Raw genomic sequence first — 14648 nt, 5'->3', positions numbered from 1 at the left:
CTGTGGAATCATCCACGACGACGATCATCGCGATTTACCACACTCCCTTATCAAAACGGTATTCGAAACGCATCAGCACAATGGCGGATCTCCACTAGAGCGCTTTCGCCAGCACCTCCAGCCCCTCCGCCAGCAATGAGTCCGGAATGGACAGCGGAGGCAGGAACCGGAGCACGTTGCCGTGGCTGCCCGCGGTGAGGGTGAGCAGGCCGTCGCGGTGGCACCGCCCGCTGATCTCCGCGGTCCGCGCGGGATCGGGGGTCCCGTCCGGCCCTCGGACGATCTCGATCGCCTGCATCGCACCGCGTCCCCGCACGTCACCGACGAACGGGTACCGCTCGGCGAGGTCCTCCAGCACGGGCCGCATGATGCGGTCGATCTCGCCCGCCCTGCGCACGAGGTCGTGCCGCTCGATCTCGTCGAACACGCCCAACGCGGCTTCGCAGGCGACCGGGTTGCCGCTGAAGGTACCGCCGAGCCCACCGGGCGGCACCGCGTCCATCAGCTCGGCCCTGCCGGTGACGGCACCGAGCGGCAGGCCACCGCCGAGACCCTTCGCGGTCACCAGCAGATCGGGGCGGATGCCCTCGTGCTCGCAGGCGAACAGGGTGCCGGTGCGCGCGATCCCGGTCTGCACCTCGTCGGCGATCAGCAGGATGCCGCGGGCGGCGCAGATCTCGGCCACCGCGGGCAGGAATCCCGGCGGCGGCACGATGAACCCGCCCTCGCCCTGGATCGGCTCGACGACCACCGCGGCCACGTTCTCCGCGCCCACCTGCCGGTCGAGGAGGTCGGCCAGCGCGGTGGCGGCCTCTTCCGCGCACCGTTCCCTGTCCCCGCGCCAGCGGTACGGGTACGCCATCGGCGCGCGGTGCACCTCGGGCGCGAACGGGCCGAAGCCCTGCTTGTACGGCGCGTTCTTGGCGGTCATGCTCATGGTGAGCAGCGTCCGCCCGTGGTAGCCGTGGTCGAACACCACGATCCCGGTGCGGCCGGTCGCGGCGCGCGCGATCTTGACCGCGTTCTCCACCGCTTCCGCGCCGGTGTTCACCAGGAACGTGCGCTTCTCGCCGGGCACCGGCGCGAGCCGGTTCAGCTTCTCGCAAACCTCCACATAGGACTCGTACGGGTTGACGAGGAAACAGGTGTGGGTGAACCGGGCCAGCTGTTCGGCCGCTCGCTCGACCACGCGCGGCGCGGCGTTCCCGACCGTGGTGACCGCGATCCCGCTGCCGAAGTCGATGAACGAGTTGCCGTCCACGTCGACCACGACCCCGCCGCCCGCCTGGGTGACGAACACCGGCAGCGAGGATCCGACCCCGGCCGGGAGCGCCGCGCGTTGCCTGCGGAGCAGTTCCGCCGATTTCGGCCCGGGGATCTCGGTGCGTACCCGGCGGACCTGTGCCAGTCCCGGTCCGCTCTTCCGCTCGACCACGCCATACCTCCGTCTCTCCGGCTGAATCGCGGACGACGGTAGGCGCCGGGCCGGGACGGCACGATCGACGAGTCGTCCACCGTCGGCGCCGGGAGATGGACGACTCGTCGAGTGCCCGTGCGGCCACCCGCGGGCGACGCTGACCCGGCTCAGCCGACAGGAGGTATCCATGACCATCGAAGGGGCACTCGACGGCCTGCTCGTGGCCGACTTCTCGCGGGTGCTCGCCGCCCCCTACGCGACCATGCTCCTCGGCGATCTCGGTGCCGAGGTGATCAAGGTCGAGCGGCCCGACGGCGGTGACGACACCCGTGCCTGGGGCCCGCCGTTCGCCGGTGACGAAGCGACCTATTTCCTTTCGGTCAACCGGAACAAGCGCTCACTGACGCTCGACCTGCGCACCGAGGACGGGCACCGGCGGGCGACCGAACTCGTGCGCCGCGCCGACGTGGTGATCGAGAACTTCCGGCCGGGAACGATGGCGGGCCACGGGCTCGACCCCGAGCGCGTCCGGTCGCTGAACCCCCGCGCGGTGTACTGCTCCGTGACCGGTTTCGGCGCGGGCGGTGGCGCGGCGCTGCCCGGGTACGACCTGCTGGCGCAGGCGGTCGGCGGGCTGATGAGCGTCACCGGGCCCGCACCGGGCGAACCGGTGAAGGTCGGCGTCGCGCTGGTGGACGTGCTCACCGGCCTGCACGCCGCGGTCGGCATCCTCGCCGCGCTGCGGCACCGCGAGCGGACCGGCGAAGGGCAGCTCGTCGAGGTGAACCTGCTGAGCACGCTGCTGTCCGGCATGGTCAACCAGAGCGCCGGGTACACGCTCGCCGACGTCGTGCCCGCCGCCATGGGCAACCGGCACCCGTCGATCGCGCCGTACGCGGTGTTCCCCGCCGCCGACCGCCCGATCGTGCTCGCCGTCGGCACCGACCGCCAGTTCACCGCGCTGTGCGAGGGAATCGGGCTCGCCGAGGACCCGCGTTTCGCGACGAACCCCCAACGCGTCGAGCACGCCGAAGAACTCACTGAACTGATCACCGAGCGGCTCGCGGCCCGTACCGCGGACGACTGGTTCGCCGCGCTCAGCCCGCTCGGTGTGCCGTGCGGCCCGGTCAACGATCTCGACGGCGCCTTCGCCCTCGCCGAAGAACTGGGGCTGCGACCGCTCGTCCCGAGCCGGGACGGCAACCTCGTGGCCAACCCGATCGGGCTGTCGCGGACCCCGCCCGGCTACCACCGGCCGCCGCCACGGCTCGGCGAGCACACCGAGGACCTCGAGTCCTGGTTGGACACCCCACTATCCACAGGAGATCGATCATGACCGACCCGCTGAACCTGCTCGACATCGCGTCGACCCTCCCGCAGGAGGAACGGGACATCCAGGAAACCGTGGCGAGGTTCGCCGCGGACCGCCTCCGGCCGGGTATCCGCGAATGGTACGAATCCGGGATCTTCCCGCGCGAACTGGCACCGGAGTTCGGCAAGCTGGGCGTGCTCGGGATGCACCTGGACGGATACGGCTGCGCGGGAGTGAGCGCGCTCGGGTACGGCTTAGCCTGCCTCGAACTCGAAGCCGCCGACTCGGGCTTCCGCAGTTTCGTTTCGGTGCAGGGCTCACTGGCGATGTATTCGATCCACCGCTACGGTTCGGACGAGCAGAAGGCCGAATGGCTGCCCCGCATGGCGGCGGGCGAGGCCATCGGCTGCTTCGGCCTCACCGAACCGGACTTCGGCTCGGACCCGGGTGGCATGCGCACCCGCGCCGTCCGCGACGGCGCCGACTGGGTACTCGACGGCACCAAGATGTGGATCACCAACGGCTCGATCGCCGACGTGGCAACGGTATGGGCCCGCACCGAAGACGGCATACGGGGCTTCCTCGTCCCCGCGGGCACCCCGGGATTCACCGCACGGTCGTTGGGCCACAAGCTCTCCCTCCGCGCCTCGGTCACCGCCGAACTCGTCTTCGACCGCGTACGCCTCCCCGGCAGCGCGCTGCTGCCACTGGCCCGCGGACTGTCCGCCCCGCTGTCCTGCCTGAACGAAGCCAGGTTCGGCATCCTGTTCGGCGCCGTCGGAGCAGCACGGGACTCGATCGAATGCGCACTCGACTACGCGAAGACGCGAACGCAGTTCGGCAAGCCGATCGCCGGATTCCAGCTCACCCAACGAAAACTGGCCGACATGGCAATCTCGGCGAACTGCGCGATGCTACTGGCCCAGCACCTGGCAGACTTGAAGGACCGCGGCACGATCCGAAGCGAACAAATCAGCACCGGCAAACTGAACAACGTACGGGAAGCACTCGCGATCGCCAGGGAATGCCGAACCATCCTCGGCGGCAGCGGAATCACCACCGAATACGCACCACTACGCCACGCGAACAACCTGGAATCCGTGCTGACGTATGAGGGCACCTCGGAGGTACACACGTTGGTGGTGGGGCAGGCTTTGACGGGTATTCCGGCGTATCGCTAGGTTTCTGGTCAACGGTCGTGGTCGGTTCGCCGTGTCGGATTGCGGTTTACCGATGGCTTTGGACGGGAAGGAGCGGAGCGGCTTCTGTTCTCCGGGTCAGGGTTGGGCGGTGGTTCCGTAAGATCGCTTGCGCTGGTTCTGTTGGTGCCACGGGGTTTGTGCTGGCTTTCTCACCTCTCATGTCGTCGCTTCGCTCTCAAGCTTCAGTGTTACTGCGGCGTGGTCGGTTCGCCGTGTCGGGTTGCGGTTTACCGATGGCTTTGGACGGGAAGGAGCGGGCTCGCTTCCGTTTCCCGGGTCGCGGTTGAGCGGCGGTTCCGTAAGATCTCGGAGGTCAGATTCCCTTGGGGCAGAACGTGGTCAATGCCTGTCCATTGTGGACTTGACAACTTGTTCACCCGATCGGGTCAGTCGAACCTGTGTGCGATCGCGGTAGAATTGAGGCGTGTCCGAGACTTCTCTTTCCCTTGTGCCGCAGCAGGATGGGCTGTGGCGGCTTGACGCGCGTGAGGTTGCCGCACTGCTACGGGAAGAGTTGATGTCGTGGTGGCAGCAGGAAGCCCGTATCCACCGCATCATCGCGCACCTGGACAACGGTGGTGCCCGCGATCTGGGGTACACGAGTGTGGCCGGGCTGGTGGCCGATATCGCGCGCTGCACCGGGCCTGAGATGAAGAAGCTGGTGAAGCGGGCGTTGGTGACCAACCCGAGCCAGGGGATCGATGGTGCGGAGATTCCCGCCGCGGCACCCCTTGTCGGGGATGCTGCCAGGGAGGGCGCGATCTCGCCGGAGCATGTGGACAAGATCGTGCGGGTCCTGGAGAAGATCCCGGCCACGACTCCGGTTGAAGATCGGGAGTTCGCGGAGCGGTCTCTTGTGGAGCTGGCGCGGAAGGCGGGTACGTCGGAGATCAGCAAGCTGGGTAAGGAGATTCTCGGCTACCTCGACCCCGACGGGCCCGAACCTCGCGACACTGCCGAACCCCGACGTGCCCTGCACGTCCATCAGCGCAAGGACGGGTCAGCCAAGTTCGACGGCTACCTCGACCCGATCTCCGCCGCGAAAACCCTCGCTCTGCTCGATCCTCTCGCGACACCCCGTGCCGGGGAGTCCGATGGCACCGTGGTGCGGAGCCGGGCGGCGCGGTACGGGGACGCGTTCATGGAGATCGTCGCCCTCGCCGCCAGCCACCCCGAATCCCCGAACCGCAGTGGCGGCCGGGCGGATCTGATCGTGACGATCCCCCTGGCCGACCTCAAAGCCGAACTGGGCAAGGCGTGTCTGGACATGGTCACCGATATCACCGCCAGCGAAGCCCGCATCCTCGCCTGCGACTGCAGAATCATCCCGATGATGCTCGACGGCAAAGGCCAACCCCTCGAAGTCGGGCGGGCGAAGCGCCTGGTCACCGAAGCGATCCGATACATGCTTGCCATGCGCGACAAAGGATGCGCGTTTCCCGGTTGTTCCCGCGCGCCGCGCCACTGCGAGGCGCACCATGTCGTGGCGTGGGCACACGGCGGCCTCACCGAGGTGGGCAATCTCGTGCTGTTGTGTGCTCACCACCATCGGCTGTTGCATCGTAGCGACTGGACACTCCGCATGGTCAACGGCCTCCCCGAATTCACCCCACCCGACTTCATCGACCCCTGGCGAAGATCCCGAACCAACCACCACACCGCCCAACCCCGCGCCGCATAAACAACTCAGCCGCCATCCAGCGGCAGCTATGTCCACAACAGACTGCCGGAACAAAACCCGGCTCTTCAGCAACTACCAGCGAAGGGGAGGGTTCTGGCTATGCCGTGCCGTTACAGGCATGGCTCTGTCGTGGTGACCATGTTGGTTGTCGAAGGCCACACTCCCGCCCGCGTACAGCGAGATGATCATGTCGTCCAGGGACACAGACACCCTGGGAACCACCACACCCATCCACGGCATCACCAACTACCGCGAAAACCACTCCCGCATCCGCACCAGCACCGCAACCCCGCGCCGTGGCCACCACCCTCCGAGCAGGCAACAGCAGCCAACGCCCCGAAATCACACGGCACCCCCAGCGATCCGGCAACCACCGCGTCCACACCAGACTGCGAGCGAAAACCAAACCCAGTGACCGCGGTTAGCGCGGGCGCGCCTCCCAGGCCAGGATGGCGAGCAGCAGTTCGGCGCGCACGCGGGCCGAGCCTAGATCGCATCCGAGTACTTCGGCTGCTCTGTCCAGGCGGTTGCGCAGGGTGTGCCGGTGCACGCCGATCGCGGTTGCGGCGGTTTCCCCTTGCCCGTTGGCTTCGAGGAAGGCACGCAGCGAGGTGACGAGGACGGGATCGTGGGCGTGCAGTTTCGCGATCGTGCCTTCGGCGACGGAGTCCAGTACGGCTCGGCTGCCGGGGGCGGTGAGGAGCGCGCCGCCGGTGAGCGAGTCGAACTCGGTGAGGTGTTCTTCGCTCGCGGCGGCCGCCAGCCTTGCCTCCGACAGCGCATGGTGGAGCTCGGAGAGCGGATGCGGGCCGCTCAGCCCGGCGCGCGCGGCGGCCGGTGACAGCGCGGCGACCCGCGCCCCGGCGAACCCGCCCGGCAGCAGGGCGATCACCTCGTCGGCGGATTCCCGTGCCAGCAAGGGAAGGTCGCATTCGGACAGTGCATCGTCGATGTCGGCGAGGATCCGTTCGGGATCGTCCGTGCGCACCGCGAGGACGCGGATACCGGCCGAGCGGTCCACCACGTCGGCGAACTGCGAGCGCAGTCGCGGTTCCAGCGCGGGATCCGACAGCAGCAGCCCGAGCAGGGTCGCGCCGAGCCGGTTCCGCTCGGCGCGCAGCCGTCGCGGCTTTTCCTTGTCCAGAGCCAACAGCGAGGCCGCGTGCCCGAGCAGCACCTGTTCGGCTGGGCCGAGCGGGTGTGCACCGGCGACGGCGAGCCAGCCGTGCACGGCCCCGCCGACACCGACCGCGTGCACGCTGATCGCCCGCCCCTTCGTGACGACAGCGGAGCCGGTCGCCGCGCCTGCCAGTGCCACCACCTCGTCGACGTCGGCTCGCGCGGCGCGGGAGCAGGTGGCCTCGACTTCCTTGCCCGGACCGAGGAACACGGTGGCGGCGCCGGTGGCGGCGGACAGTTCGCGGACGATCCCGCCCGCACCGTTGCGCAGCGCGGCGCGGGTCATCTTCGGCTGCGCCCGGGAGACTCGGAGCACTTCCTCGTACCGCAGCTCGGCGAGCCGGTCCAGCACCGCCTTGGTGACCGCGGCGAACGGCGTCGGCAACGGCACCTCCAGCACCGGCAACCCCAGCTCGTCCGCGGCGTCCACAATGGACCTCGGCACGGTGTCGTGGGAGAGTCCGACGCCGAAACCGAGCGCGGACACCCCCGCGCGGTCCAGGCCCCGCACGTAGTCGGCCTGCCGCTCCGACAGGTGCGCACCGGTGGTCAGCACCAGTTCGCCGCCGGAGAGCCACGGGGCGGGATCGGCCAGGTCGATGCTGTGCGCGAAGCGCAGGGGCCGATCGAGACCGGCCTCCCCCGCGACGAGTGACAACCCGAGTTCCGGCCGGTTCAGCAGCCACCGCGACGACAAGTTCACCTCGTCACCGTAACCACCGGCGCGCTTGCCTGCGCCGCCAGTTTCATGTTAACTGCATTGACATGAAATCCGGCCGGACCTACACGCAGCGCGCCAGGGCCGAATCGGCCGAGGCGACGCGACGGCGGATCCTGCTGGCCGCGGTCGGCCTGCTCCGGGCGCGGCTGCGCACCGACATCCGGCTCGCGGACGTCGCGGCGGAGGCGAAGGTGAGCGTGCAGACCGTGCTGCGGGCCTTCGGCAGCCGCGACGAGCTGCTCGAGGTGGCGTTGACGGAGCTGCTGGCGGAGTTCGGGCACGCGCTGGACCAGGCCGAGCCCGGGGATGTCGACGGATCGGTGACGGCGTGGTTCGACCACTACGAGCAGGTCGGCGAGATCGTGACCCGCAATCTCGCCGACGAGTCCGCCCCGGCGGTCGCCCGGATCGCGGCGATCGGCAGGGAGCGGCACCGCGCGCGGGTGCTGCGCCAGCTCGCGCCCCAGCTGCGCGAGGTGCCGCCCTCGCGCCGTGCCCGGGTGGAGGACGCGCTCGTCTGCGCCTGCGACGTCTACACGTGGAAGCTCCTGCGCCGCGACATGGGCCGTCCCCGTCCGGAGGCGGAGGCGACGATGGCGTTGATGATCACCGGAATCGTGGAGGCGACCTGACATGGCACGGCTGCTGTTCGTGAGCTGGTACGGCGCGGGCAACCAGGGACCCGCGATCGCGGTCGCGCGCGCGATGGCCGAGCGCGGCCACGAGATCGTGTTCGCCGGTTACGCGAACCAGCGCGAACTGTTCGAGGGCAAGGGTTTCGAGTTCCGCTTGCTGGTACGCGCGGACGCCGGGTATCCGAAGCGGACACCGCCGGAGGGCTGGCTGCCCAGCCTCGTCGCGGCGGTCTGGGCCTGCCCCGCCCATCTCGAAGACCTCCCTGCCGTACTGGCCGGCGGATCCTGCGACGCGATCGTGGTGGACTGCCTGATGTTCGGCGCGCTGGCCGCCGCCGAAGCGTCCGGCCTGCCGGTCGCGGTGCTGGTGCACAGCGCGCCCGGCGCGCTCGCCGCACCCGGCGACCCGTTGGAGCACGCCATGCTCGACGCCGTGAACGAAGTGCGGCAGCGTGCCGGACTCGACGCGGTCGCCAGGTTGTGGGACGCCTGGACCCCGTTGACCACCGTGTGCACGAGCATCCCCGAGATGGACCCGATGGCGGACTCCGCGCCCGAGTCGTTCCGCTACGTCGGGCCGCTCCGCGAAACCGGCGCTCGCGAAACACCGCCCTTCGACGACCCGCGCCCCGTCGTCCTGGCCGGGTTCTCCACCGGCCCCGCCTGGGATCAGACCTCGCGCGTGCAACGGACTCTCGACGCACTCGCGGACGAGGACGTGCTGCTGCTGGCCACCCTCGCCGAGGTCAAGATGAAAGCGTTGTCCGTCCCGGAGAATGCCACAGTCGTGCCGTACCTCCAGCACGACTCCGTCCTGCCGCACGCCTCGGCGATGGTCACCCACGCTGGCCACGGCACCGTGTGCGCCGCACTGGCGCACGGAGTTCCGGTGGTGTGCCTGCCCAACCCCGGTTCCGACCAGCACGCGCTGGCCGCCCACGTGAGCGCGCTCGGCGCCGGGATCGCGCTCGACGGGGACGCCGCGTCCCCCGCCGAAATCCGGGAAGCGGTGGCCGAGGTGGTCGGCTCCCCCGCCTACGCCACCGCCGCGCGCAGCCTGGCCGCCCGGTTCGCCGCCGCGCCGGGCGCGGCCGGTGCCGTCGCCGAGCTGGAACGGCTCGTGGCCCACTGTCCAAAAGCGACCGAAAGCCCGGCGTAAGCTACCGCCATGCGCACGACTGCCGTGATCACCGGCGCCGCCACCGGGATCGGACGAGCCCTTGCCGAAGCGCTCCACGCGAGAGGCGCCCGCCTGATCCTCGCCGACGTCAACGCGGACGCCCTCGCCGAGACCGCCACCCGCCTGGACGCGACCGCCTGCACGACCGACGTGGCCGACCCGGACGCCATGGCGGCGCTGGCGGAGAAGGCGCCGCGAGCGAACCTGATCTGCCTCAACGCGGGAATCGTCGGCGCCGCGCTGGGTGCCCCGTGGGAGGTCCCGCCGGACGACTGGGACCGCGTCTTCGCGGTGAACGTCAGCGGCGTCGTCAACGGCCTGCGCGCCTTCGTTCCGCGCCTGCTCGCCGCGGGCGAATCGGCGCACGTGCTGATCACCGGGTCGCTGGCGGGGCTGACCGTGTTCCCCGGCGGAGGCGCGTACGGCCCGTCGAAGCACGCCGTCGTCGCGCTCGCCCAGCACGCGGCGATGGTGCTCGCGGACACTCCGGTGAGCGTCAGCATGATCTGCCCCGCGCTCGTCGCCACCGGTATGTCCGCCGAGGGGGAAGACCCGGCCGATGTCGCGGAGCAGGCGCTGCGCACGATCGACGACGGCGTCTTCGCGGCAGCCCCCGAAAACTGGCAGCGGACGGTCGTCACACAGACCACGAACCTCGTGGCCGGGCGTCAGCCGACTCCACCGGTGCCGGCGGACTGATCGTCGAACACCTCCTTCGCGACGCCCATCGCGTTGAGCGCGGCGGGAAAGCCGACGTAGAAGGCCAGGTGCAGCACCGTCTCGACGATCTGCTTCCGCGTACCGCCGATCCCGAGCAGCGTGCGCAGATGCGCGCCCAACCGCGGCAGCTCGGTTCCCATCGCGACGCAGGCCGCGACCGCGACGATCTCCCGTTCGACGGGGCTCAGGCCGCGCGAATCCGAACCACGGGGAAGCACCTCGCCGGCTGGGGAACCCGCGACCTCACTCGCGTACTCGATCGCCTCGATGACCTGCTGACGACCGCACCCGACGTTCAGCGCGGCGTCCGCGTGGAACCGCAGCTGGGCCGACGCGTACCCGAGCGCGGTCAACGCCCCGACGGTGACGAGCTGCCGTTCCGGCAGTGAAAGCCCTTCGCGGTGGTAGACCTCGCCGTAGATGAACCCGACGCACCGCTCGCCGAACTCGGGTTCGCCGATGCTCGCGAACAGGTCGAGCACCGCGGGCCGCTCGCGCCCGCCCAGCCGCTGGATCAGGGCAAGACCCTGCTCGAAGGAATCGGTCATCGCGCGCTCCCCAGATCCGTGTCCACTCACCCGGCAAGATACCCCAATGCGCGGCGGGCGCGGCACCGTCCACTAACGACCCACGGCGGGGGAAGCGCCCCCGGTGACGAACAGGGCTGGCGCACCGGTGCCGTCGGCGGGCACCGACCAGATGTCGCTGCTCCCGTCCCGGCCGGGAAGCGAGTACAGCACGGTCTTCCCGTCCAGCCACGCGGCCTGGTCGTCGACGCTGCGGGTTTCGGCGAGCACGGTTTCCTTGCCACTGGCCAGTTCCAGCACGGCCAGCCGCCACGGCGCCGACTGATCCGCCGAAACGCGCTTCTTGTACGCGACCCTGCTGCCGTCCGGGGACAGCGATGGGCATTCCACGTTCTCGTGCAGCGCACGCCCGCGATAGGCGCGGAAATCGGCTTCCACCAAGTACGTCTTGCCCTTGCTCGCCATCGTCAGGTAGAACCGGTCGTCGTTCGAGGCGAAGGTGATCCCCCAGTAGTTCACATCGGCCGAAAAGTACTGCTCCCCGTTGACCTGCAACGGCATCTCTTCGACCGTCTTGACCAGCTCACCGGTTTCGATGTCGAGAATGCCCGCCCTGGTGGAGAACCCGGTCGCGGCGTAGGAGTCACCGGTCACGAACAGCGTCCACGCCGCCATCCGCCCGGACGGGGAAAGCCTCGCCCTGCTCGGCGAACCCGGCAGGTCGAAAGTGCGCAGCACGCGCAAATCCTTGTCCAGCACGGTGATATCGGTGACGGGCGGCAGCACGCCAGGGCGGGCGGCGAGGCAGAGCGCCTTCCCGCCCGCCGCCGCGAACCGGTCGCACGACAGGCCCGCGGTGTGCCGCGGCGCACCGGGTGAAGCGGCTGGCACCTGCGCCACCCTGCCGTAGTCGGGTCCCGCCGCGGTGTTGCGGAAGAGGACCTGCCCCGGCGACGGCACCGACAGCGCCTGGCCCGACACCACCGGGACCACGTTGACATCGCCGTGCCGCGCGGTCTTTTCCCTGGCGTACCAGGTGTACCCGATCGCGGCCCCGGCCAGCACGAGCACGGTCACCAGCACGATGAGCCAGCGGGAACGCACCGTCACGCGGGCACCTCCACCCTGCGCAACGGCCGCACCACCGCGGCCGCGAGCACCACCGCCGCCAGCACGCCCGTGGTGACGAGCACCGCCGGGTACAGGTCCCACGCCGTCCACGCCCAGCCGAACAGCACCGAGGAGATCATCCGCGTAGTCGCCTGTCCGGTTTGGACCAGTGCCATCCCGCTCGCCCGCAGGTGCTCCGGCAGGCACGGCCCCGCGGCGGCCATCAGCACCCCGTCGGTGGCCGCGTAGAACACCCCGTGCAGTGCCAGCGCGACGACCGCGAGCAGGACGCCGTCGAACGGGCCGACCAGCGTCAGCAACGCGCAGACGAGCGCGACATGTCCGCCGAGGAACACCTTCCACCGCCCGATCCGGTCGGCGAGGCGGCCGAGCGGTACCGCGAGCAGCAGGTAGACCCCGGCCGTGCCGAGGGGCAGCAGCGAGAAGTAGACCTGCGCGATGTCCGACCGGCGCTGCAGCAGCAGGTACACGAACGAGTCGCTGACGGTGACCAGCCCGAGCAGCGCCGCCCACCAGCAGATGCGCCGGAACGACGCGATCTTCAGCAGGCCCGCGGACTCGGACAGCGAAGGCCTGGCGCGCACGGGCGACGGCTTCGTCCGGTCCCGCACGGCCACCACCAGCACCAGCACGCCCAGTGCGGCGACGCAGAAACTGGTGAAGAACACCGCGTCGTAGCTGCCGAGGCTCAGCCACAGCACGACCATCGCCACGAGCGGTCCGAGGAACGCGCCGACCGTGTCGAGTGCGCGGTGCACGCCGAACGACCGGCCGAGGAACTCGGGCTCGCTGCTGAGCGAGATCAACGCGTCGCGGGGCGCGGTCCGCAACCCCTTCCCGGTGCGATCGGCGGCGAGCACCGCGCCGATCGCACCGACCGAGGAGCCCGCGGCCAGCAAGCCGAGCTTGCAGACCGCGGACAGGCCGTAGCCGAACCCCGCGACCGCCTTGAACCGGCCGAACCGGTCGGCGACGTGCCCACCGGCCAGCCGGACGAGCGCGGTCACGCCCGAGTAGAGCCCGTCGAGCACGCCGAACTGCAGCGGGCTCAGCCCCAGCCCGAGCACGAGGTAGACCGGCAGCACCGCGGTCACCATCTCCGACGAGATGTCGGTGACCATGCTGACCATGCCCAGTGCGAGCACGTTGCCGCTCACCCTGCGCGCGGTGCCCTTGGGATCGGGTATGCCCGCCGCGGAATCCGCGCTGCGGCTCGTTGCGATGTACATGTGTCAGTGGCAGGTGTAGGCCGGGCTGCTGTCCAATGTGGACCCATCGGTGCCGAGCAGCTTCGTGGCGAAGCCGGTGTCGGTCAGGTCCAGCCGCAGCACCCCGAACGTCGACAGCAGCTTCTCGGTCGACGGGTGCTCCGCGTGCACGGGGTAGAGGTCCATACCGCCGGTGCCGCCGATGATCTGCACCGGGCCGTTCGGGTCCTTCTTCCCGTCCACGTTCTGCGGGGCGAACCGCTCGTAGTGGTGGTCGTGCCCGTTGAGCACCAGGTCCACCTTGCCGTTGACCAAAGTGGACCAGATGTCGGCGACGGTCTTGTTGTCGCCGTGGTCACCGGAGCTGAACCGCGGGTGGTGGTAGTACGCCGCGACGCAGCCCTTCTTGTTGGCCGCGAGGTCCTGCTTGAGCCACGCGAGCTGCTCGGACTTGCCCGCGGCGAACCCCTTGTCGAACTGGGTCGAGTCCAGCGCGATGAAGTGCCAGTTGCCGAGTTCCCAGCTGTAGTAGGTCTTCCCGTTCGGCGTCGCGGTCTTGCCGAAGTACTCCTTGTACGCGCCGAGCGGCGTGTGGTCGTAGGTCTCGTGGTTGCCGGGGACCGGGTGCATGATGTTCTTGAACTTGCCCCAGGTCTTGTCGAAGTACTTCTGGAAGTCCTCGATGTGCGCGTCGTCGTACTGGTTGTCGCCCATCGTGATGACCGCGTTGGGCTTCATCGCGCCAACCTGCGCCGCCGTCTTGGGGTGCACGCACTTCGAGTCGCTCGCGGTGCACTGGGCGGCGATGTCCCCGGCGGCCGCGAGCACGTAGGTACCCGCTTTCCCTTGTGGCGTGGTCGCTTTCAGCTCATCGGCCGAGGTGGACACGTTCCCCGCCGCGTCGCGCGCGCGGACCGAATACCGGTACGCGGTGCCGGGCGTGAGACCGGTGTCGGTGTAGGCGGGCGTGGTGGTCGTGGCGATCACCTTCCCGTCGCGGAGCACGTCGTACCCGGTGACGCCGATGTTGTCGGTGGCCTCCGCCCAGCTCAGCTCGGCCGTCGTCGCGGTGATCGCGCCGACCGCCGACCCGGTACGAACCGAAGGCGCCGTGGTGTCGCCGGTGGAGTCCGGGACGCCGTAGACCGCCAGTTCGCTGAGCGAATGCCCCGCGCCAGGAGTCAGGTCGACGACCCGGACGAACCGGCCGTGCGCCGACAAGCCGGTCAGGTCGTCCACACCGCCGTCGCCGTCGGTCACCAGGCTGGCCTGCCGCCACTGGCTGCCGTCGTCGGACACCTCGACCCGGTAGGCCGTGGCAGGACCGGCACCCCATTCCAGGAGCACCCGGTGGACGGCGGCGCGCTGGCCGAGGTCCATCCTGATCCACTGTGGATCGGGCCGGGCCGCGCTCGTCCAGCTCGTCGCGGTGTCGCCGTCCGCCGCGTTGTCGGCACCGGACGCGGCGTCGGACATGGTGGAGGAAACGACTTGCTTTTCGTGGGAGAGCAGGATGTCTGAGGCCTGCGCGCTGGCCGTGAGCAACGGGGTGAGCAACAGGGCGGCCGCCGCGGTGGATACGGTGGCAAGGCGTGCGTTCACGTCATACTCCTCGAATACCATGGCGGCGGTGTGAGGAAGTCGTGCGATCTTCAATTGTTAAGAAACCTTCTTAACAAGAACCTCGGTATCCGGTCAAGCCCCGCCGCCCGTACGGACGCACCGGGCCGACGCG

General features: G+C 69.6%; 12 protein-coding genes. 6 read left to right on the top strand and 6 right to left on the bottom strand.

The window, feature by feature from the left end; translation table 11 throughout:
- Window positions 1-94 precede the first annotated feature (94 nt).
- Window positions 95-1435: a 4-aminobutyrate--2-oxoglutarate transaminase gene (gabT, locus tag HUW46_RS36965; RefSeq protein WP_215543349.1), complete on the bottom strand. Its 1341-nt coding sequence runs from the start codon at window positions 1433-1435 to the stop codon at window positions 95-97.
- Window positions 1436-1604: 169 nt separating this feature from the next.
- Here gabT and HUW46_RS36960 point away from each other — a divergent pair, with 169 nt between their 5' ends.
- From HUW46_RS36960 to HUW46_RS36950, 3 genes are all read left to right on the top strand, one after another.
- Window positions 1605-2753: a CaiB/BaiF CoA transferase family protein gene (locus HUW46_RS36960; protein WP_215543348.1), complete on the top strand. Its 1149-nt coding sequence runs from the start codon at window positions 1605-1607 to the stop codon at window positions 2751-2753.
- On the top strand, window positions 2750-3910 hold the full coding sequence (locus HUW46_RS36955; RefSeq protein ID WP_215543347.1) for an acyl-CoA dehydrogenase family protein: 1161 nt from the start codon (window positions 2750-2752) through the stop codon (window positions 3908-3910). The genes HUW46_RS36960 and HUW46_RS36955 overlap by 4 nt, the downstream gene beginning before the upstream one ends.
- A gap of 538 nt (window positions 3911-4448) precedes the next feature.
- The gene (locus HUW46_RS36950) at window positions 4449-5612 is read left to right on the top strand and encodes an HNH endonuclease signature motif containing protein (RefSeq protein ID WP_254126684.1); all 1164 of its coding nucleotides are present in this window, start codon (window positions 4449-4451) and stop codon (window positions 5610-5612) included.
- A 421-nt stretch (window positions 5613-6033) separates the two neighbouring features.
- Here the strand turns inward: HUW46_RS36950 and HUW46_RS36945 are convergent, their stop codons facing one another.
- A complete protein-coding gene (locus tag HUW46_RS36945) occupies window positions 6034-7494 on the bottom strand; it encodes a PucR family transcriptional regulator (RefSeq protein WP_215543345.1) in 1461 nt (486 codons plus the stop codon).
- A 62-nt stretch (window positions 7495-7556) separates the two neighbouring features.
- Between HUW46_RS36945 and HUW46_RS36940 the strand changes: the two genes are divergently transcribed.
- Genes HUW46_RS36940 through HUW46_RS36930 form a run of 3 tightly spaced genes read left to right on the top strand, consistent with a single transcriptional unit; the run spans window position 7557 to window position 10026 of the window.
- Window positions 7557-8144, top strand: coding sequence for a TetR/AcrR family transcriptional regulator (locus tag HUW46_RS36940; protein ID WP_215543344.1), 588 nt, complete (start codon window positions 7557-7559; stop codon window positions 8142-8144).
- A gap of 1 nt (window position 8145) precedes the next feature.
- A complete protein-coding gene (locus tag HUW46_RS36935) occupies window positions 8146-9306 on the top strand; it encodes a glycosyltransferase (protein ID WP_215543343.1) in 1161 nt (386 codons plus the stop codon).
- Between the two features lie 9 nt (window positions 9307-9315).
- Window positions 9316-10026 carry an SDR family oxidoreductase gene (locus tag HUW46_RS36930; protein WP_215543342.1) on the top strand — a complete coding sequence of 237 codons (711 nt, stop codon included), beginning with the start codon at window positions 9316-9318 and terminating at the stop codon, window positions 10024-10026.
- On the opposite strand, the gene HUW46_RS36925 is transcribed toward HUW46_RS36930, so the two are convergent.
- The 4 genes from HUW46_RS36925 to HUW46_RS36910 form a co-directional block, all read right to left on the bottom strand.
- Window positions 9996-10595, bottom strand: coding sequence for a carboxymuconolactone decarboxylase family protein (locus tag HUW46_RS36925; protein ID WP_215543341.1), 600 nt, complete (start codon window positions 10593-10595; stop codon window positions 9996-9998). The genes HUW46_RS36930 and HUW46_RS36925 overlap by 31 nt on opposite strands.
- 72 nt (window positions 10596-10667) lie before the next feature.
- Window positions 10668-11678, bottom strand: coding sequence for a TolB family protein (locus tag HUW46_RS36920; protein WP_215550343.1), 1011 nt, complete (start codon window positions 11676-11678; stop codon window positions 10668-10670).
- A gap of 2 nt (window positions 11679-11680) precedes the next feature.
- Window positions 11681-12934, bottom strand: coding sequence for an MFS transporter (locus HUW46_RS36915; protein ID WP_215543340.1), 1254 nt, complete (start codon window positions 12932-12934; stop codon window positions 11681-11683).
- A gap of 3 nt (window positions 12935-12937) precedes the next feature.
- Complete coding sequence (locus HUW46_RS36910) at window positions 12938-14536, bottom strand: discoidin domain-containing protein (protein WP_215543339.1); 1599 nt, start codon at window positions 14534-14536, stop codon at window positions 12938-12940.
- Between the last annotated feature and the right edge of the window lie 112 nt (window positions 14537-14648).

The organism is Amycolatopsis sp. CA-230715 (assembly GCF_018736145.1).
Classification (GTDB): domain Bacteria; phylum Actinomycetota; class Actinomycetes; order Mycobacteriales; family Pseudonocardiaceae; genus Amycolatopsis.
This window is presented reverse-complemented; position numbering and strand designations above follow the sequence as displayed.

What these genes read in the sequence shown, in the direction of transcription:
- HUW46_RS36935 (WP_215543343.1), top strand. Translation starts at nt 8,146, where the DNA reads ATGGCACGGCTGCTGTTCGTGAGCTGGTACGGCGCGGGCAACCAGGGA.
- HUW46_RS36910 (WP_215543339.1), bottom strand. Translation starts at nt 14,536, where the DNA reads ATGGTATTCGAGGAGTATGACGTGAACGCACGCCTTGCCACCGTATCC.
- HUW46_RS36940 (WP_215543344.1), top strand. Translation starts at nt 7,557, where the DNA reads ATGAAATCCGGCCGGACCTACACGCAGCGCGCCAGGGCCGAATCGGCC.
- HUW46_RS36925 (WP_215543341.1), bottom strand. Translation starts at nt 10,595, where the DNA reads ATGACCGATTCCTTCGAGCAGGGTCTTGCCCTGATCCAGCGGCTGGGC.
- HUW46_RS36950 (WP_254126684.1), top strand. Translation starts at nt 4,449, where the DNA reads ATGTCGTGGTGGCAGCAGGAAGCCCGTATCCACCGCATCATCGCGCAC.
- HUW46_RS36960 (WP_215543348.1), top strand. Translation starts at nt 1,605, where the DNA reads ATGACCATCGAAGGGGCACTCGACGGCCTGCTCGTGGCCGACTTCTCG.
- HUW46_RS36955 (WP_215543347.1), top strand. Translation starts at nt 2,750, where the DNA reads ATGACCGACCCGCTGAACCTGCTCGACATCGCGTCGACCCTCCCGCAG.
- HUW46_RS36930 (WP_215543342.1), top strand. Translation starts at nt 9,316, where the DNA reads ATGCGCACGACTGCCGTGATCACCGGCGCCGCCACCGGGATCGGACGA.
- HUW46_RS36915 (WP_215543340.1), bottom strand. Translation starts at nt 12,934, where the DNA reads ATGTACATCGCAACGAGCCGCAGCGCGGATTCCGCGGCGGGCATACCC.